This is a genomic window from Micromonospora sp. LH3U1 (assembly GCF_028475105.1).
Lineage (GTDB): Bacteria > Actinomycetota > Actinomycetes > Mycobacteriales > Micromonosporaceae > Micromonospora.
Genome location: NZ_CP116936.1, coordinates 783,183 through 802,314 on the forward strand (window position 1 = coordinate 783,183; position 19,132 = coordinate 802,314).

Annotated in this window: 17 protein-coding genes; 10 read left to right on the top strand and 7 right to left on the bottom strand. The window is 72.0% G+C overall.

The window, feature by feature from the left end; genetic code table 11:
* Positions 1–79 precede the first annotated feature (79 nt).
* The 3 genes from PCA76_RS03735 (at position 80) to PCA76_RS03745 (ending at position 2,421) form a co-directional block, all read left to right on the top strand.
* Complete coding sequence (locus PCA76_RS03735) at positions 80–562, top strand: Lrp/AsnC family transcriptional regulator (RefSeq protein WP_272615308.1); 483 nt, start codon at positions 80–82, stop codon at positions 560–562.
* Positions 563–703: 141 nt separating this feature from the next.
* Positions 704–1,789: a Gfo/Idh/MocA family protein gene (locus PCA76_RS03740; protein WP_272615310.1), complete on the top strand. Its 1,086-nt coding sequence runs from the start codon at positions 704–706 to the stop codon at positions 1,787–1,789.
* Between the two features lie 251 nt (positions 1,790–2,040).
* Complete coding sequence (locus PCA76_RS03745; protein WP_272615311.1) at positions 2,041–2,421, top strand: hypothetical protein; 381 nt, start codon at positions 2,041–2,043, stop codon at positions 2,419–2,421.
* 60 nt (positions 2,422–2,481) lie between these two features.
* Here the strand turns inward: PCA76_RS03745 and PCA76_RS03750 are convergent, their stop codons facing one another.
* Together PCA76_RS03750 and PCA76_RS03755 are read right to left on the bottom strand one after the other, a co-directional pair.
* Positions 2,482–3,270, bottom strand: a complete 789-nt coding sequence (locus PCA76_RS03750; RefSeq protein ID WP_272615312.1) for a DUF4352 domain-containing protein — start codon at positions 3,268–3,270, stop codon at positions 2,482–2,484.
* Between the two features lie 253 nt (positions 3,271–3,523).
* Positions 3,524–4,180, bottom strand: coding sequence for a 4'-phosphopantetheinyl transferase family protein (locus tag PCA76_RS03755; RefSeq protein ID WP_272615313.1), 657 nt, complete (start codon positions 4,178–4,180; stop codon positions 3,524–3,526).
* Between the two features lie 199 nt (positions 4,181–4,379).
* On the opposite strand from PCA76_RS03755, the gene PCA76_RS03760 reads away from it, so the two are divergent.
* Positions 4,380–4,649, top strand: coding sequence for a hypothetical protein (locus PCA76_RS03760; RefSeq protein WP_272615315.1), 270 nt, complete (start codon positions 4,380–4,382; stop codon positions 4,647–4,649).
* 45 nt (positions 4,650–4,694) lie between these two features.
* Here PCA76_RS03760 and PCA76_RS03765 read toward each other — a convergent pair whose 3' ends face one another.
* The 3 genes from PCA76_RS03765 to PCA76_RS03775 all read right to left on the bottom strand — a co-directional run bounded on the left by PCA76_RS03765 (position 4,695) and on the right by PCA76_RS03775 (position 8,673).
* Positions 4,695–5,477 (bottom strand): peptidase, encoded by a 783-nt coding sequence (locus tag PCA76_RS03765; protein ID WP_272615317.1) that lies wholly within the window; start codon positions 5,475–5,477, stop codon positions 4,695–4,697.
* Positions 5,477–6,760 (bottom strand): VWA domain-containing protein, encoded by a 1,284-nt coding sequence (locus tag PCA76_RS03770; protein WP_272615319.1) that lies wholly within the window; start codon positions 6,758–6,760, stop codon positions 5,477–5,479. The genes PCA76_RS03765 and PCA76_RS03770 overlap by 1 nt, the downstream gene beginning before the upstream one ends.
* A 365-nt stretch (positions 6,761–7,125) precedes the next feature.
* A complete protein-coding gene (locus tag PCA76_RS03775) occupies positions 7,126–8,673 on the bottom strand; it encodes a dolichyl-phosphate-mannose--protein mannosyltransferase (protein WP_442930235.1) in 1,548 nt (515 codons plus the stop codon).
* Between the two features lie 255 nt (positions 8,674–8,928).
* Here PCA76_RS03775 and rsmI point away from each other — a divergent pair, with 255 nt between their 5' ends.
* A complete protein-coding gene (rsmI, locus tag PCA76_RS03780) occupies positions 8,929–9,768 on the top strand; it encodes a 16S rRNA (cytidine(1402)-2'-O)-methyltransferase (protein WP_442930236.1) in 840 nt (279 codons plus the stop codon).
* 25 nt (positions 9,769–9,793) lie between these two features.
* Here the strand turns inward: rsmI and PCA76_RS03785 are convergent, their stop codons facing one another.
* Positions 9,794–10,849, bottom strand: coding sequence for a hypothetical protein (locus PCA76_RS03785; RefSeq protein WP_442930196.1), 1,056 nt, complete (start codon positions 10,847–10,849; stop codon positions 9,794–9,796).
* Between the two features lie 149 nt (positions 10,850–10,998).
* Here PCA76_RS03785 and metG point away from each other — a divergent pair, with 149 nt between their 5' ends.
* A complete protein-coding gene (gene metG / locus PCA76_RS03790; RefSeq protein WP_272615323.1) occupies positions 10,999–12,801 on the top strand; it encodes a methionine--tRNA ligase in 1,803 nt (600 codons plus the stop codon).
* A gap of 45 nt (positions 12,802–12,846) precedes the next feature.
* Here metG and PCA76_RS03795 read toward each other — a convergent pair whose 3' ends face one another.
* Entirely contained in the window at positions 12,847–14,094 is a 1,248-nt protein-coding gene (locus PCA76_RS03795; protein ID WP_272615325.1) for a hypothetical protein, read from the bottom strand.
* Between the two features lie 222 nt (positions 14,095–14,316).
* Here PCA76_RS03795 and PCA76_RS03800 point away from each other — a divergent pair, with 222 nt between their 5' ends.
* The 4 genes from PCA76_RS03800 (at position 14,317) to PCA76_RS03815 (ending at position 19,086) form a co-directional block, all read left to right on the top strand.
* Positions 14,317–15,216, top strand: coding sequence for a TatD family hydrolase (locus PCA76_RS03800; protein WP_272619159.1), 900 nt, complete (start codon positions 14,317–14,319; stop codon positions 15,214–15,216).
* A 46-nt stretch (positions 15,217–15,262) separates the two neighbouring features.
* A complete protein-coding gene (rsmA, locus tag PCA76_RS03805; protein ID WP_272615326.1) occupies positions 15,263–16,132 on the top strand; it encodes a 16S rRNA (adenine(1518)-N(6)/adenine(1519)-N(6))-dimethyltransferase RsmA in 870 nt (289 codons plus the stop codon).
* A gap of 77 nt (positions 16,133–16,209) precedes the next feature.
* On the top strand, positions 16,210–17,160 hold the full coding sequence (locus PCA76_RS03810) for a 4-(cytidine 5'-diphospho)-2-C-methyl-D-erythritol kinase (protein WP_272615327.1): 951 nt from the start codon (positions 16,210–16,212) through the stop codon (positions 17,158–17,160).
* 120 nt (positions 17,161–17,280) lie between these two features.
* The gene (locus tag PCA76_RS03815) at positions 17,281–19,086 is read left to right on the top strand and encodes an ABC-F family ATP-binding cassette domain-containing protein (RefSeq protein ID WP_272615329.1); all 1,806 of its coding nucleotides are present in this window, start codon (positions 17,281–17,283) and stop codon (positions 19,084–19,086) included.
* Positions 19,087–19,132 lie beyond the last annotated feature (46 nt).

Sequence of the window (19,132 nt, forward strand, 5' to 3'; positions counted from 1 at the left end):
TCAGTGTGGATCAGGCTGTGAACAGCATGTTCACGGGCCTTGGTGGTGTTGGCCGTGGATCCATCGGTAGATTCGCCATGTGGCAGAGAATCTTGACGCCGTCGATTGGTCCATTCTGACCGAGTTGCAGGGCAACGGCCGCCTGCCGATCACCGAACTCAGCCGGCGGGTCAGACTGAGCGCGTCGGCCACCAGCGAACGGGTGCGACGCCTGGAGGCGACCGGTGTCATCACGGGCTACCGCGCCGAGGTCGACCTGACCAAGGCGGGCTTCGCCGTGCTCGCGGTGGTGCGGCTGAAGTATCCCGGCAGTCGACACGAACCGCTGCGCCAGCTGCTGGAGCGACGGTCGGAACTACTGGAGTGCCTTCGCACCACAGGCGACGACTGTTACGTGTTGAAGGTTGCCGCGACGTCCATGGCACACCTCGAACAGGTCGTCAACGAACTCGCCGCGTTGGGCAGCACCACGACCAACGTCGTCTACAGCGCAACGCTGCCCTATCGCGGCCCGCGCCCGACGGTCTCCATCGGAGACCCGTCCACCGATCCGGTCGCGTGATCGGGGCAACCCCAGCGACGGGGCAACCCCAGCGACGGGGCAACCCCAGCGACGGGGCAACCCCAGCGATGGGGCAACCCCAGCGACGGGGCGACGCCCCGCAGGGCGACTAGCATCCGGATCTCGACGTGAGGAGCCCAGATGACATCGGCGGCCCAGACCCGGTTCGGCATCGTCGGCAGTGGCTGGCGAGGTGAGTTCTTCCTCCGCCTGGCTCGGCTGCTGCCGGAGCGGTTTCGGGTGACCGGGGTGGTGACGCGTACCGAATCGCGTGGTGCCGTGGTGGCGGCCGAGTGGGGCGTGCGGACCTTCCGCACGACGGCGGAGTTGCTGGCCCACGAGCGACCGGACTTCGTCATCGTGTCGGTGCCGTGGCCCGTGACACCCGATGCGACCCGCGAGCTGGTCGCGGCCGGCGTACCGGTGCTCGCCGAGACACCGCCCGCACCTGACCTGGCGGGGTTGCGGTCGCTCTGGGCGGACGTCGGGGGCAGTGGCCTGGTGCAGGTCGCCGAGCAGTACCTGCTGATGCCGGGGCACGCGGCCCGTCTGTCGCTGGTCCGCGCCGGGGTGCTCGGCGAGCCGACCTCGGTCCAGATTTCGTCGACCCACCTCTACCACGCGGTCTCGCTGATCCGTGGCCTGCTCGGCGTCGGGTACGACGCCGCCGAGGTCAGCGCGCGCGCCTTCGTCGCGCCGCTGGCCGATCCGCTGTCTCCGGCCGGTTGGAGTGGCGACGCCACCCCGCAGAACCTCTCCACCATCCTCGCGACCATCGACTTCGACGGGCGGATGGGGCTGTACGACTTCACCGACAACCAGTGGTGGAATCCGCTGCGTACCCGCCGGTTGGTGGTGCGGGGGTCGCTCGGCGAGTTGGTGGACGACCGGGTCGTCCGCCTGGTCGACCCGACCACGCCGGTGGAGTCGTCCCTGGTGCGGCGGCAGACCGGTCTCGACCTGAACCTGGAAGGGCTCGACCTGAAGCACATCAGCTTCGATGGCGACGTCGTCTACCGCAATCCCTTCGTCGGCAGCGGAATGTCCGACGACGACATCGCGGTGGCCGACATCATGGCTCGCGCCGGTGCGTGGGCGCGGGAGGAGGGCGCGGCGCCGTACCCCCTGGCCGAAGCCTGCCAGGACCATCTGTTCAGCCTCGCCATCGAGGAATCGGTACGCACCGGCGGGCCGGTCGTCACCACCAGGGAGGCGTGGGCACGGTAGCCCCGCGGGGCATGAGCCGTTCGGACAGGATCGAGCCCACCGCCTCGGCGGCGTCAGTCCTCAGTAGGACGGGTCAGGTCGAGACACCAGGCGAGGGTGTCACCAGGTGCCTGAGATCGATCTGTGCCCCGCTCGTGTTCGGACCCTGACCCGCCGTAATTACCGTCGCGGATATGACGTCATCGATGGGTACGCCAAACAGGTCTGTCGGTCAGCGGGGTTGGAGGCCGTGGACCGTCATCGCCGTATCCGTGGGGGCGGTGCTGGCCGTAGCGTGCCTACCGGTTCTCGGCTTCCTCGTCTGGTTGTACGGAGGCCCGGACATTGATGAGCCGCGAGCGGTGGCCGATCGCTTCATGCAGCACCTGGAACGGAACGAGGACGGCACCGCCTACAGCTTGATGTGTCCGGAGGTGCGGGACCGGATCGCGATCGGGCAGTTCACCGAGGTCGTGGAGCGCCTGGGTCGGCCTGTCTCCCATGACGTCGGCAAAGGCGGATTCGGCGACGAGGCCGGCAACAGCGCGTGGGTGACTGTACGGCTGACCGACCGATCTGGTGCGACGACCTCAATGGACCTCCGCCTCGAAACCGAGCCAGGCTGGAGCGTGTGCGACCGGGCCTTCGGCTGACCCCCTGCCGTGTGGTCCGGGGTGGGGCCGGCCCGGTCGGGCCAGCCCCGCCCCTGCGCATCACGGCTTCCAGGAGCCGGCGGTCCTGAGCTGGTGCTGGTACTCCAGCGCGCCCGACGTGTCGTGCACGTCGAACACCACACTGCCGGTGCGTTTGGTGCCGGCGGCCAGGTCATTGCTGGCGGGTATCGGTTTGCCGCAGCCGGACAGGGACCCACCGATCGCGTTGGTCTTGGTGCCGTCGGCGGCGACCCAGTGGAAGAAGCGTGGGTTCGCCGCAGCGGTGCCCTTGGTGACGGCGACGGTCACGTCGGCGATCACGTACATGCCCTCGTCGGGCTTGAGGCCCCGGGAGGTGCAGGGTTTGGTGGCGCTGCGGAACTTCGTCACGGTGATCTCGACGGTGCCGTCGTCGCCGTCGATGACCAGGGTGTCTCCGGGCGACATGTTGCGGGTGTCGTCGTCGACCGGCGGTGGTGTCGACGAGGGAGCGGTGGTCGGTGGCTGCCCGGCGCTACGGGTCACGTCGGGGGTGGGTAGCGCCTCGGACACGTTGGGCGCGGTCCGGTTGGCGCCGATGACGACCGCCACGATGCCGCCCGCGCAGCAGAGCAGGGTGAGCACGGCAGCGGTCACCGCGACGAACACCACGGTCTTCTTGGCGCTCTGCGACTGCACCGGTGGCGGTGCGATGAGCGGATAGCCCGGCCCACCAGGCACCCGGTATCCGCCGCCAGCGCCCGCGTAACCGCCACCAGCGCCTGCGGACCCGCCACCAGCGCCCGCGTACGCGGCGCCCGAGAACGGCGGCTGCGGTGTCGCCGGATACCGATCGGTCGGCGGGTCCACGTTCGGCTGCTGGGAATCTTGCGGCCCGACGGGGGGCTGAGGGTGGGTCACCGTACTCCTTGACGCCTCGTACGTGCGGTTCGGGAACTCGCCGACGCTACCGTGCGTGGCGGAACGCCCGATCGCCGCGCCGGAACGCATCCCACTGTCCGCGAGGATGTGTTGGACCGGCCAGCCTGGACGGTGTTCAACTGATCACTGAACGCCTATGTGGATAGGTCGCGCGTACGTCGCTCTGAGTGACCATGGGTGGTCAGCGCAGTGGAAGTACGGCGGCGGTGCGGACCAGCCCGTCGGCGACCACGAAGCGGCCGGTGATCAATGCCGGTGGGTCGTCGGCGGCGGCGGCGTCCACCCGTGCTGGCGCGATCCGGGCCGTGAACGTGCCTGCGTCCGGATCGAGGTCGAGCTGGGCGTCGTGGAAGTCCAGCCAGCTTCCGACGACCGGGTACCAGACCTTGTAGACGGTCTCCTTGGCGCTGAACAAGACGAGTGGCCAGGACGTGCCGCTGGGCAGCCGCGCGCAGTCGGCCTCCTCCTCGGGCAGCAGCACGAGTCTGCGTACTCCAGGAGTGACCTCGCGGTGCTGCTCGGCATCCATCCCGACGGACCTGATGTCGGAGGTGTGCGCCGCCGCGGCGGCGCAGTAGCCGGTGGTGTGGGTGATGGTGCCGACCACCCCGGCCGGCCAGACTGGCGCCCGGTCGGCGGCGGACGGCACGGCGGTCGGTGGCAGGCCGAGATCGGTCAATGCCCGGCGGGCGCAGGCCCTCCCAGCAGTGAAGTCCCGCCGACGGGTCTGCACGGCCCGCTCGCTGAGGCATGCCTGCTCAGCGGGGAGCAGCTCGCCCGTCCAGTCATCCGACCCGGCCACGGCCACGGCGACTGTCGACGGCAGCAGGTCACGCATCGCCTCGGCCTACCCGTCTGTAGAAATGGAGTATCCGGTCAAGCGTCAACTTTCCGACTCCCACGACCGGAGAAGGTACCGCAAAGATGTAACACCGGAGGGACGCGTCATGCCCTCCCTGATGGCTCCGGGGGGACCACCATCAAACCTGGCCGGCACGGCAGCCCGCCAGTCCCGTGGACATCTGGAAGGACGTGCGATGACCGATGGTGTGGAACGGCCGGGGGTGCGGGCTGATGATCACGCCCCGAAGACCCCCTGCTGGAGCTGCGGCTCCTGCGGTGACGAGTGGCCGTGCGCGACGAAGCGCAGCCGGCTGCTGACGGAGTACGGGGGCGACCGGGCGATGCTCAGCGTCTATCTGGGCTCCTGCCTCGCGGCCGCCACGGAGGATCTGCGCGCCGCCCCGGTGATGTCGCTCCAGGAGAGGTTCATCGGCTGGTTGCCGCGCGGCTCCCGGCGCAGCTGAGCCTCTGGTGGCCCCGCCGCCGGGCGGGGCCACCAGAGGGGGCGTTCAGCGACGCCGGGGCCGCCGGGTCACAGCGAAGCCGACCACGCCGGCCACCGCGGCGAGCACGCCGCCGATGGCGGTCCAGACCCAGCGCGAGCCGAGATCCGGCAACCAGTCCGTGAGCGAGTCGCCCTCGTCGTCGGCCTCCGGGTCCGCCACGGGTACGGCGTTGAGCACCGTGCCCGCCTTGGTGTTCGGCACCAGCGGTGCGGCCAACTCGCCGTCGTCAGCCGAGGCGCCCCGGTCGGCGATGGTGCCGACCAGCAGGTCCACGTCGATCGGCGCACCAAGATCCGGCTCCGGCAGGTCGATCACGGAAAGCCGGATCACGTACGTCCCGGGCAGTGGATCGGCCGACCAGGGCTCGGCCCACGGCCGCACCTCCCGCAGCGTGCAGCCCAGCACCACGCTCGACGCCTTCGCGTCCACGGTCGGGGTCTGCGCCCCGGCGGTGCACGCCTGACGTCGGCGCAACCCGTCGAAGACGTCGACCGTCCAGGTGGAGGCGCCGCTGCGCCCCTTCGGGAAGGTGACGGTGGCAGTGATCTCCTGCACCTGCCCGGCCTTCGCCGGGAACGACCAGTAGAGGTGATCGCCGATCGAGGCGTCCACCCGCACCGGCTGCCCGGCGGAGATCGGAGTGGCGGTGAGGAACGACGTGCCGGCCCGGTTCACCGGTGTGGCACCCGGTGAGGGGGTCGGGGCGGCGACGGCCGAGGCGGGGACCAGCGCGGCCCCGCCGGCGGCAAGCAGTGCCGCCAGCGACCGGAACAGTGCGGTACGCATCAGTTCTCCCTCCAGGTGGCGACCCACCAGCGGGTGAGCAGGCCGGCGAGCAGGCCGGTGATCAGCCCGGCAAGGGTGAGCAGGGCGAGCAGCACCCAGCCCCGGCCGAGGTCCGGTCCGTTCGGTGCGGGCGCGGCAGCGACCACGTCGATGGTCAACTCCACCGGCATGCCCGGGGTCGCCGCGGTGCCGGGGCGCGGGGCGAACGAGTTGCTCACGACCAGGCAGACGGTGGTGGGTTCGACGACCGGGGCGGAGGTCTCCTCGGTCTTGTCGGCATCCTCGTCGTCGGCGGCGGCTGACCAGCGCAGCCCGGCGGAGAGCACATCAGCCCGCCCGCTGCCGGCGTCCGCGCCTCGGACCAGTTCCCGGCCGTCCGCCGCGGTGGCCCGCAGCAGCACCCCGTAGTCCCGGTTCACTCCTCGGTCCAGCGCCATGCTCACCGACGCCCGCAGCTCCTGCCCGGGGCGTACCGGCACCCGGTAGTAGCGGTGCTCGGAGAACTCCTCCCGGTCTGCGTACACACCGGGGGCGAGCAGTGGCGCCGAGTCGCAGGCGTTCGCGCCGCCGACCACGGTCGGGGCGCGGGTGTGCGTGTCGCCGGCCCGCTCGACGAGCTGTTTGATCCGGTCGGTCAGCTCCTCGGCGCTCTGCGCGGCGGTGTAGGTGCCACCGGTCGCGCTGGCGATGCAGAGCAGCTGCCGGCGGACCTTCTCGTCGGGGGCCAGGCCGAGGGTGTCGACGACCAGGCTGGTGCCCTGAGCGGCCAGCTCCCGGGCCACCTCGCACGGGTCCGGCGGGGCGCAGGTGTCCTCGCCGTCGGTGATCAGCACGATGCGCCGTGTCGTGGCTCCGGCGCCGAGGTCCTGTGCGGCGGAGCGCAGTGCGAGGCCGACCGGTGTGAACCCGGTCGGCCGCAGCGTCGCCACCGCGGCCTTGGCCGCGGACCGGTCCACCGGGCCGACCGGCACGATCTGCTGCGTGTCCTGGCAGCCGACCTTCTTGTCCTTGCCGCGGTAGGTCGCACCGAGCACCCGGATGCCGAGCTGGGTGTCCTCCGGCAGTGCGTCCACCACCTCGTTGAAGGCCTGCTGTGCGACCGAGATCCGGCTGCGTCCGTCGATGTCGGCGGCGCGCATCGAGCCGCTGACGTCGAGCACCAGCTCGACCCGGGGCGGCTCGGGCACCGGCTCGTCGTCGGCCTGGGCCGGGGCGGGCCCGGCCAGCGCGGTGGTCGCCAGCAGTCCGAGAAGGACAGCCGTCGATCGTCTGAAGTTGATCACGGCCCGCAGTGTAGTGAGATCCACTTTGGATGATCGTCTGGGTATCGGGCGTTCCAGCGCTGGCGCCTCCGGCGAGGGCGACGAGCGTCTCTGACCGGATGGTCCCGCGCTCTGGGTCCACGCCAGGTCACCCTCGGTCAACTGCTGAAGGGGAGGCGTCGGCCCGGCCGGCTTCGGTCGGAAATCTGACCCAAGTTGACCCGTTGTGCCGGTGGTGCACGGTGGTTAAGCTCTTCATGCGCGCCCCAATCGCCCGCTTCCCCCGTGGCAGGCGATCGGGGCGCGCGTCTCTGTCAGAAGGGCCCGCACGCTTCGGCGTGCGGGCCCTTCTCCGTCGCGCTATGCGGCGCGTCGCCTGTCGGTGCTTATATCCACCGACCGTCGAGCCACATCCGGGACAGCCAGTCCGAGTACGGAATCAACCGCCCGACGAAGATCGGATAGAAGTACGCGAAGCAGAGCGCCACCAGCAGGACGTACGCCCCAGCCGCGACGCTGCCCACCAGTCGGCGTTCGTAACTCGGGTCGCCGGGCACCAGCGGCGCCACCTCACCCACGTCACCCCCGGCGGGGGCGATCAGCGCGCCCAGCACGTACACCACGGCCAGCACCAGGAACGGCAGCGCCGGGGCGGCGTAGAACGAGAACATCGTGCGGCCATCGAGGGCGAACCAGAACCAGGGCAGCAGCCCGGCCGCCACGCTGAGCAGGATCGCGCCGGCCCGCCAGTCCCGACGGGCCACGCCCAGCCAGACCAGCGCCACGAGGGCGGGCAGGAACGACCACCAGAGCAGCGGGGTGCCGAGCAGCAGGATCTCGGAGGCGCAGCTCGGCGCGCCGCAGGCGCCGTCACCGGACCAGTGGAACGCCACCGGGCGACCCAGCAGCAACCACTGCCACGGCCACGACTGGTATTTGTGTGCATCGTCGAGCTGGGCGTGGAAACCGTACGCCGCACGGTGGTATTCGAAGAGGTTGATCAGCGGACCGATCACCGGGCGGTCGCTGAGCGGGGCGCTCGGGTAGGCCGACGCGAGCCGGTAGTAGCCGTCGTCGGTGAGCAGCCAGCCCGACCAGGTGGCGAGATAGGTGCCCACCATGAGCACGCCGGCGAGCACCAGCCAGGGCAGCTCGTCGAGCAGGGCGTCCCGCCAGGGCCGGCGGACCCCCGCCGAGCGGCGGACACCGACCTCCCAGAGGAGCACCAGCAGCGCGAAGGCCGGAACGAAATACAGTGCGCTCCACTTCACCCCGCAGGCGCAGCCGAGCAGCACCCCGGCTGCCAACCGCCACCACGGCCAGGTGCGCCAACCGGTCGCCGGCCGGCCCGCACGGCCCGACTGGCTCGGGTCGAGCCCGTCGTCCAGCGCCCGCGCCCAGCGGCGTCGGCGGGCGTCCCGATCGAGCACCAACGCGCCGAACGCGGCCAGCACGAAGAACAGCAGGAAGATGTCGAGCAGCGCCGCGCGGGACAGCACCAGGTGGAAGCCGTCCAGGGCGAGCAGCAGGCCGGCCGCGCAGCCGAGCACCGTCGAGCGGAACATCCGTCGACCGATGCGGACCAGCAGCAACACCGACAGGGTGCCGACCACAGCCGCCGAGAACCGCCAGCCGAACTCCGGCGCGGTGGTGATCAGGTGCCCGGGGACCGAGACCTTGGAATCCGCGTCCTGATAGCCGAAGGCCCACTCGCCGAGGCCGATCAGCCACTTGCCCAGCGGCGGGTGCACCACGTACGACGGGCCGTTGTCCTTGTAGTTCCACTCGACGCCGCGGGTGATCAGCCCGTAGCCGTCCTTGGCGTAGTACGTCTCGTCGAAGATCTTGCCCTTCGGGCTGGACAGCCCGACGAAGCGCAGAATCGCCGCGATGGCCACCACCACCGCCGTGGCCAGCCAGGAGATGCGGTCCATCTGGGTGTCGACGGTGGCGAACCGTCGCCGGACCACGGCGGACAAACCTCCGCCATCGGCGTGTGGCGCCGTTGGCTCCTGGTTGGTGCTGGGCTCGCCCGTCACCTCGACCATCCTGGTCGGGTCGGCGCTCGGGCTCTGCGCTGTCGACGCACTCGTCACCCGGCGATCGTAGGCTGCCAAGGTGTCTGGTGGCGTCCGTCGTCCCTGATACCGGTATTCGCAGTCGATGAAGGAGACGAATTCGTGGGTGAAATGTCCGAAGCTGGGCGCCTGATCCTGCTCGGTGCCCCGCTCGGCAACCCCGCCGACGCCTCGGCCCGGTTCCGGGAGGTGCTGATCAGCGCCGACGTGGTCGCGGCAGAGGACACTCGCCGGCTCACCCGGCTGGCCCGCGATCTCGACATCACTGTCGGTGGTCGAATCGTCTCCTACTTCGAGGGCAACGAGGAGCGGCGAACCCCCGAACTGGTCGAGGTCATCCTCGGCGGGTACGTGGTGGCACTGGTCACCGACGGGGGGATGCCAAGCGTCTCCGACCCCGGCTACCGGCTGGTCCGGGCCGCGTTGGACGTCGGGGCACCGGTCACCGTCGCTCCCGGGCCGAGTGCGGTCACCACCGCGCTGGCGGTCTCCGGGCTGCCCTGCGACCGGTTCTGCTTCGAGGGCTTCCTGCCCCGGACCCCCGGCGCCCGCCGATCCCGGTTGCGGGCGCTCGCCGCCGAGGAGCGCACCCTGGTCTTCTTCGAGGCCCCGCACCGGATCGGTGCGGCGCTCACCGACCTGGCCGACACCTTCGGCGCGGAGCGGCCGGCCGCGCTCTGCCGTGAGCTCACCAAGACCTACGAGGAGGTCATTCGCCGCCCCCTCGGCGAGCTGGCCCGGTGGGCCGCCGACGGCAACCCGCGCGGAGAGATCACCCTGGTGGTGGCCGGGGCGCCGGTGGAGGCCCCGGAACGCCCCGACGACGAGACCCTGCGCGCGGCGGTCGCCGAGCGGGAGGCCGCCGGCCGGTCCCGCCGGGACGCCATCACCGACGTCGCCACCGAGTACGCGCTGCGCCGCCGGGACGTCTACACGATCGTGCACAGCTGACCGAACCTCTCGGCGGCGGTGCGGCTCACCAGGCGGCGACCAGGAAGCCGACGGTGATCAGCACCGGACCGCCGATGGCGGTGGCCACCGCCCAGCGGCGGTGTCGGCGGCCGGGTAGCCGGGCCGACCCGGTCCACCGGACGATGCCGGCGGTGCAGCCCAGCACCACCAGCAGTCCGGGCAGCCAGTGCAGGTGCCGGTCCACGCCGACGTCCGCGTACGCGGTGCCGCCGTCCGGGCCGGTCATCCGTGCCGGTAACGGCGTCCCGGGAGCGTCGCCTCCGGCGAGCACACCGCTGACCCGTACACCGTGCGCGATGAACCGCCCGTCCTCCGCCGTGAAGATCCCCCGGCACCGCTGGGTGAGCCCGCCGCCGGTGCAGTCGTCGATCACCACCGTGCCCGCCCGGGCGTGCCCGACCGCGAGCCAGAACGGGCCGGCGCTGACCCAGGCGAAGAAGGCGGTGGCCAGGCTCAACGCCACCAGCGCGGCGAGCCCGGGCAGCGGATCCGGCGGTGGGACCGTACGGCCCGGTGCCCGGCGCCACGCCCAGGGGGAGCGGCGATCCCGCTCCGGCGCCGGGTCCTTCCGGACCGGGGTGCCGTCCCAGTGCACCTGCTCGATCGGTGCCCAGAAGACCACGTCGTCGGGCGTGTCGCCGTCGGGCCGGCGGCGCCGGCGGCTCTGCTGGCGTACCGGTACTCGACGCGGCACCGCGTCCACCGGCGCCCCGGTGGTCGGCTCCACCTCGACGGCCACCTCGACGGCTTCTGCGGTGGGCTCCGCGGCGGCGGATGCCGAGCCGACCGTCAGGCCTGGTGAGCCGGGCCGGGCCGGGCTGGGTACGGGTGCCGCCGGGGTCGGACGGGCCGGAGTGGGCGGCGGCGCGGCCGGCGTGGGCCGGGCCGGGGTGGCGGCGATCTCTCCCGGACCGCTGCGCCTCGGCGCGGTCGCTCGTCCCGACGGCGTGGCCTGCTGCTCCTCTGGCCGGTCGACGGCAGGCCCGGGGGAGGGGCTCGGTCGTAGGGTGGGACGGTCCTCGTGGTCCCGCGCCGCTCGTCTGCCAGTCACGACGTTCATTGCACACCGGTCCGGGAGGCGGAACGGGCAGCTGAGCCGCGTGTCGGCGACAAATCGGACCATTGGTTGGGGTGCTCGGCCCGGTCCGCCGCCCCGGCACCCCCTATTGGTTCGCGGACGCCCCGGACGGGTCACTAGGCTTGCTGCTCATGAGTCATGTTCTCGCGGCAGTGGCCTGGCCGTACGCCAACGGCCCCCGCCACATCGGCCACGTATCCGGTTTCGGCGTTCCCTCCGACGTCTTCGCCCGGTACATGCGGATGGCCGGTCACGACGTGCTCATGGTCTCCGGCACCGACGAGCACGGCACCCCGATCCAGGTGCAGGCCGACGCCGACGGGGTGACCCCGCGCGAGCTGGCCGACCGGTACAACAGGGTGATCGTCGAGGACCTGCACGGCCTCGGTCTCACCTACGACCTGTTCACCCGCACCACCACCCGCAACCACTACGCGGTGGTGCAGGAACTGTTCGAGGGGATGTACCGCAACGGCTACATCGTGCCGAAGACCACCATGGGCGCCATCTCCCCGTCCACCGGGCGCACCCTGCCCGACCGGTACATCGAGGGCACCTGCCCGATCTGCGGGTACGACAGCGCCCGCGGCGACCAGTGTGACAACTGCGGCAACCAGCTCGACCCGATCGACCTGATCGACCCGAAGTCGCGGATCAACGGGGAGACCCCGAAGTTCATCGAGACCGAGCACTTCTTCCTGGACCTACCCGCCCTGGCCGACGTGCTGCGGCAATGGCTGGACACCCGGGAGGGGTGGCGGCCCAACGTGCTGCGGTTTTCCCGCAACCTGCTCGACGACCTCCAGCCCCGGGCGATCACCCGTGACCTGGAGTGGGGCGTACCGATCCCGCTGGACGGCTGGCGCGACCGGCCGGACAAGCGGATCTACGTCTGGTTCGACGCGGTGATCGGCTACCTGTCCGCCTCGATCGAGTGGGCTCGCCGCTCCGGCGACCCCGAGGCGTGGCGGAAGTACTGGTCCGCCGACGGCGACGGTAAGGACGCCCGGTCCTACTACTTCATGGGCAAGGACAACATCGTCTTCCACTCGGTGATCTGGCCGGCGCTGCTCTCCGGATACTCCGGCGAGGGCTCCCGCGACGGTGAGCCGGGCGAGCTGGGTCGGCTCAACCTGCCCACCGAGGTGGTCTCCAGCGAGTACCTGACCATGGAGGGGCGAAAGTTCTCCTCGTCCCGCAAGGTGGTCATCTACGTTCGCGACTTCCTGGAGCGCTACGACGCCGACGCGCTGCGCTACTTCATCGCCGCCGCCGGCCCGGAGAGCAACGACACCGACTTCACCTGGGCCGAGTTCCTCCGCCGCAACAACGACGAGCTGGTCGCCGGCTGGGGCAACCTGGTCAACCGGTCCGTCTCGATGGCGGCGAAGAACTTCGGGGCGATCCCGCCGGTCGACCCGGCCGGGCTCACCGAAGCCGACGAGGCGTTGCTCGCGGTGGCCCGCGCCGGGTTCACCACGGTCGGCGACCTGATCGGCCGGCACCGGCAGAAGCAGGCGATCGGTGAGGCCATGAAGGTGGTCGCCGAGGCCAACAAGTACCTCTCCGAGCAGGCGCCGTGGAAGCTCAAGGACGAGGCGGACAAGCCTCGGATGGGCACCATCCTGCACGTCGCCCTCCAGGTGATCAGCGACGCCAACACGCTGCTCACCCCGTTCCTGCCGCACTCCGCGCAGCAGGTGCACGAGCTGCTCGGCGGCACCGGTGTGCACGCGCCGATGCCGGTCATCGAGCAGGTCGACGACCTGGACGGCGGTCCGGCGTACCCGGTGCTCACCGGGGACTACACCGTCGGCGCGCGCTGGGAGTCGGTGGCGCTGGAGGCGGGCCGGCCGCTGGCGGTGCCGAAGCCGGTGTTCCGCAAGCTCGACCCGTCGATCGTCGACGAGGAGCTGGCCCGGCTGGCCGACTGAACGCACGACGGGCGCGGCGGCAGGGTGCCCTGCCGCCGCGCGACGTCACATCGCGTATCGGGTGTCCATCACCTGGTCGTCGGTCACCTCGGGGCCCGGTGCCCAGGCCTCGTAGACGCCGCGTTCGTGGCACTGCGCGCCAGTCGTGATCACCGCGTCCGGGTTCGGGTAGCGCAGTCGCATCCGCAGCCAACCGGCCTCCTCCCGCAGCACCAGGCACGGCACGCCCCGCCACTGGGCGAACCGGAGCCGGCGGGCCACCGCACTCACCGGGTAACGGGCCGCCCGGGTCATCGCCAGCACCCGGAACCCGCCGGGCAGGTCGGCCACCGCCTCGTACTCGTTGTCGCCGTGCACGCCGACCAGTTGGGTGGAGCGCGGCGTGTCCCCGTTCGGCACGTACTCCTGGTCCGGGGAGAGGCCCGGCACCGCGGCGAGCAGGTGCCGCCACTGCGGGCCCACCATCCGCAGCCACCCGCGCTGCTCGGCCTGGTAGGTGTAGAGCACCACCTCCGCCCCGTCCGCCGGGTAGGCGAGCAGGGCGGCGTTCGCCGGCATCGGCAGGTCGGCGAAGTCCCGGGTGATGAACTCCGGGATGAGCTGACCGTTGCTCGGCACGAAGCCCGTCCCCAGCACCGGCGCACCGAGCCGGTCCCGGGATCCCAGCGCGGTCAGGCCGCGGTGTGCCTCGCCAACCGGCACGTCGTAGTCGCCCGGGTCGGACGCCCGCCAGCGCAGCGCGTACGCCACATCCATGCCGTCCCGGCCGACCTCACCGTCGGTGCGCAGCACCGTCGTCGCCGCCGGCGTACGCAGATGCGCCACATCGTGCTCGCGGTAGCAGAAGCCGTGCGGCAGCCAACCCCGTACGTACCCGGCGAGCTGTCGGGCGGAGAGCACCTTCACCATTCGGGTGCCGCGCCGCACCACCGCCGACGCGCGTGCCACCGCCAGCATCGGGTCACCCGCCGTGGCCGGCTGCTGGCTGAGCTGGTGCAGGTACGCCCAACCCCGCTCGCGGTGCGCGGGCATCATCAGCGGCGTCTCCGGCTCGTCGGCCGGCTCCGTCGCCCCGTGCACAGCGGTCACTTCGGTGACGTGCACGAATCGGCGCCACGGCAGGGCGCTGCCCGGGCGGGGCGCCCACTCGAAGCCGGCCACCTCGTCGGCGCTGAACAGCTCGTAGGCGGCGCCTCGGGCGATCTCCTCGGCCGGGTAGACGCCGCCCTCGAACGCCACGTGCAGCCCGGTACGTTCGCCGGCGGTGTCGCCGACCTGGGGAATGACGCTCATGCCGTCACCTCCCTCTGCTCGGTGAGATGGGGGTCGGCACGCTGTCGCGTCGGCCCGGTGGCGCACTGAGTCCGCTCATTGCCAGCACTCCGCTCCGCCCCGTGCCGTCGCTGCTGTGCCTGCCGGTTCGCTCGCTGCGCTCGCTCGATGGCGACGGTAGAGTCGCGCGGCGTAGTCGAGGTGAACGTCGGGTGGCGGGCAGATGGCCAGGCCCGGTGTGTGATGCTGTCGCTGATGAGCGAGCCCACTGAATCCCGCCGAGAGCGTGCCGCCCGGCGGGCCGGAGAGTTTCCGCCCGCCCCCGAGCCGCTGCCCCGGCCGGTGCTGGACAGCCACACGCACCTGGACATCACGGTCAGTGAGGCCGGTGTGCCTGGCGGCGGTCCGGCCGACGACCCGGTTGCCGTGGCCATCGCGCTGGCGACGAAGGTCGGCGTGGACCGGCTGGTCCAGGTGGGGGTGGACGTCGCCTCCTCGCGGTGGGGCGCGGAGACCGCCGACCGGTATCCCGCCGTGCTGGCCACCGTGGCGCTACACCCCAACGAGGCGCCTGGGCTGACCGACCTCGACGAGGCGTTGCGGGAGATCGAGTCGCTCGCCGCCCGCGACCGGGTCCGGGGGATCGGCGAGACCGGGATGGACTTCTTCCGTACCGGGGACGAGGGGCGTGCCGCCCAGGAGGAGAGCTTCCGGGCGCACATCGCCATCGCCAAGCGGTATGGCAAGGCGCTGGTCATCCACGACCGGGACGCGCACGCCGACGTTCTGCGGATCCTCGACGACGAGGGCGCTCCCGACCGGGTGGTGCTGCACTGTTTCTCCGGTGACGCCGACTTCGCCCGCGAGTGCGTCCGCCGGGGCTTCCTGCTCAGCTTCGCCGGCACCCTCACCTTCGGCAGTGCCACCGCGTTGCGCGAGGCAGCCGCGCTCACCCCCGTGGACCAGATCCTGGTGGAGACCGACGCCCCGTACCTCACCCCGATGCCGCACCGTGGCCGGCCGAACGCCTCGTACCTGATCCCGCTCACCGTCCGCGCGCTCGCCGCGACCACCGGCACCGACCTGGACGAGCTGTGCGCGGCCATCTCCGCCACCGGCGACCGGGCGTTCGGCCCGTGGTGAGCCCGGCCCGACGGTCGGCCCCGACGCCGCCGCTACGCTGCCAGCCATGAGCGGTCTCCTCGGCCCGGTGGAGATCCGGGAACTCGCCGCCCGGCTGGGCGTCGCGCCCACCAAGAAGCTGGGCCAGAACTTCGTGCACGACCCGAACACCGTGCGCCGGATCGTCACCGCCGCCGGTCTGACCCCGGACGACGTGGTGCTGGAGGTTGGGCCGGGGCTCGGCTCGCTGACGCTCGGGCTGCTGCCGGTCGCCGGGCACGTGCACGCCGTGGAGATCGACCCGGTGCTCGCCGGTGCGCTGCCGGAGACCGTCGCGCGGCACGCCGGGGCGGACGCCGGTCGGCTCACCGTGCACCGCGCCGACGCGTTGCGGATCGACGCCTCCGAGCTGGGCGACCCGCCGCCGACCGCGCTGGTGGCGAACCTGCCCTACAACGTGGCCGTGCCCGTGGTGCTGAGCCTGCTCGCCGTGCTGCCCACCCTGCGGCAGGGCCTGGTGATGGTGCAGAAGGAGGTCGCCGACCGGCTCGTCGCCGGTCCGGGCTCCAAGGTGTACGGCATCCCGTCGGTCAAACTCGCCTGGTACGCCCACGCCCGGGGCGCCGGTCGGGTCCCCCCGAACGTGTTCTGGCCGGTGCCCAACGTCGACTCCGGTCTGGTCGCCTTCACCTGCCACGAACCACCCCGGCTCGACGTACCCCGGGAGCGGGTCTTCGCCGTGGTCGACGCGGCGTTCGCGCAGCGGCGCAAGACGCTGCGCGCCGCGCTGGCCGGCTGGGCCGGCGGCCCGGACCGGGCCGCCGCCGCGCTCACCGCGGCCGGCGTCGACCCCGGCGCCCGGGGGGAGTCACTGACCGTCGAGCAGTTCGCCGCCATCGCCGCGTCGGCTCCGGTCGGTACGCCGGCCGCAAAGTAGGCTGACGCCGTGCCCGCCGAGGAGTTGACCTTGACCAAGCCGTCCTACATTCGTCTGCACGTGCGGGACCTCACCCCGTGACCGAGGCCTGGCGACCGGACGACGAGGACGAGCGACGCGGCGCCCTCGGGCCGGTGCGGGTCCGGGTGCCCGCGAAGGTCAATCTGCACCTCGGGGTGGGCCCGCTGCGCCGCGACGGCTACCACGAGCTGAACACGATCTACCAGGCCATCTCGATCTACGACGAGCTGACCGCCCGTCGGGGCGACACCCTCGCCCTGACCATGGAGGGCGAGGGCACCGGCGAGCTGGCGTTGGACGACACCAACCTGGTGATCCGCGCGGCGCACGCCCTCGCCGGGTACGCGGGAGTGTTGCCGCACGCCCGCCTGCACCTGCGAAAGCGGATCCCGCTCGCCGGTGGGCTGGCCGGCGGCAGCGCCGACGCGGCCGCCGCGCTGGTGGCCTGCGACGCGCTCTGGGGCACCGGGCTGTCCCGCGACGAGCTGGCTGGGATCGCCGCGGACCTCGGCTCCGACGTCCCGTTCCTGATCTACGGTGGCACCGCGCTGGGCACCGGCCGGGGTGAGGCGATCAGCCCGGTGCTGGTCCGCCCCATCTCCTGGCACTGGGTGGTGGCGATCGCCGACAGCGGCCTCTCCACCCCGGCCGCGTACCGGGAGTTGGATCGGCTCCGCGACGCCGGGACCGCTGGTGCCCCGCTGGGCAGCACCGACGCGTTGCTGGGCGCGTTGCGCCAGCGCGACCCTCGGGTGCTCGCCCGTACGCTCGGCAACGACCTCCAGGACGCCGCGCTGGCGATGCGTCCGGCGCTGGCCGACACCCTCAAGGCTGGTGAAGCCGCTGGTGCCCTTACCGGCATCGTGTCCGGCTCTGGCCCGACCTGCGTGTTTCTCGCCGCCGACGCTGCCGCCGCGGAGCGGATCGCCGCCGAGTTGACCGCCGCGGGCGTGTGCCGGGAGGCGCGGGTCGCGCACGGTCCGGTCGCTGGCGCCCGCGTCGGCTGACCGCGCGTCCCACCAGGCCTGTGCCCGCGCGGCGCGGGCTTCCGGGGCGTCCGCGTACCCTTGGGCCAGGCGTCCAGGTGCCCGCCGGCACCCGGACGCCTTGATCATGAAGGGTGGAACGTGGCGAACATCGTCAATCTGGACCGGGTGTCCAAGGGGTATGGCGCCGCCGGGCGGCTGCTCACGGACGTCTCGCTCGGCCTGGACGACGCCGACCGGATCGGCGTGGTCGGCCTCAACGGCGCCGGCAAGTCCACCCTGCTGCGGCTGCTCACCAAGCAGGAGGACCCCGACGACGGTCGGGTGACCCACCGCCGCGACCTGCGTGTGCTCTGGCTGCCGCAGCAGCTCACACTCGCCCCCACTGCCACCGTCCGGGACGTCGTGCTCGGCACCGCCTGGCTCAGCGAGGGCATGGGCGCCGAGCACGAGTGGGCCGGCGACGCCGGGGTGCGTGCCATCCTCGACGGCCTCGGCATGCCGCACCTCGGGCTCGACCAGCCGGTCGGCCCGATGTCCGGCGGCGAACGACGCCGGGTGGCCCTCGCCGCGCTGCTCGTCCGCGAATCCGACCTGCTCATCCTCGACGAGCCCACCAACCACCTCGACGTCGGCGGTGTCGACTGGCTGGCCCGGCACCTGGTCGGGCGCAGGGGTTCCCTGGTCGTGGTCACCCACGACCGGTGGTTCCTGGACGCGGTCTGCACCAACACCTGGGAGGTCGCCGACCAGACCGTCCGCGCGTACGAGGGCGGCTTCGCGGCCTGGATCCTCGCCCGCGCCGAGCGTGATCGCGTCGCCGCCGCCACCGAGGCCCGCCGGCAGAACCTGCTCCGCAAGGAGATCGCCTGGCTGCGCCGCGGTCCACCCGCCCGCACCTCCAAGCCCCAGTTCCGCATCGACGCGGCCAACGCGTTGATCGCCGACGTGCCGCCGGCGCGCGACACCATGTCGTTGCAGCGGATGGCCACCTCCCGGCTCGGCAAGCAGGTGTACGACCTGGAGAACGTCGAGCTGCTCGCCGGCCCCAAGGAAATCCTGCGCGACGTCACCTGGCAGGTCGGGCCGGGCGACCGGATCGCCATCCTCGGCGCCAACGGCGCTGGCAAGACCACGCTGCTGCGGATGCTCGCCGGCATCACCCGCCCCGACGGCGGCCGCCTCGGCACCGGCTCCACCGTGCGGCCCGCGTTCCTCTCCCAGGAGCTCGCCGAGCTGCCCGGGCACCTGCGGGTGCTCGAAGCCGTCGAGGAGGTCGCCCGCCGGGTCCAGCTCGGCGACCGGGAGGTCTCCGCCGCGCAGCTCGCCGAGGTCTTCGGCTTCGACGACCGCCGACTCTGGACCCCGGTCAGTGACCTCTCCGGTGGCGAACGCCGCCGGTTGCAGATGCTGCGACTGCTCGCTGGCGAGCCCAACGTGCTGCTCTTCGACGAGCCCACCAACGACCTGGACACCGACACCCTCGCCGCGCTGGAGGACCTGCTCGACTCGTGGCCCGGCACGATCATCGTGGCGAGCCACGACCGCTACCTGATCGAACGGGTCACCGAAACGGCGTTCGGGATGTTCGGCGACGGCCGGCTCGTGCACCTGCCGGGCGGCGTGGATGAATACCTCGCCCGGACCGCGGAGCGGGCCGGCAGCATCCGGCCCGGGGTCAACCCGACCGCCGGGCCCACCGGCCCGACTGCGGGTGGCATGTCCGCCGCCGAGGTCCGCCAGGCCCGCAAGGATCTGACCAAGCTGGAACGCCAACTCAGCAAGCTCGACCAGCGCGAGGTCACGCTGCTCGATCAGCTCGCCGCGGACGCCACCGACTACGCCCGGGTCGCCGAGTTGGACACCCAGCTCAAGGATCTGCGCGCCGAGCGGGAGCGGATCGAGGAGACCTGGATGGCCCTCGCCGAGGACCTGCCGGAGAGCTGACCGGACCGGCGCGCCGGCCCGGGACCGTGTGCGGCGTCACACCGCC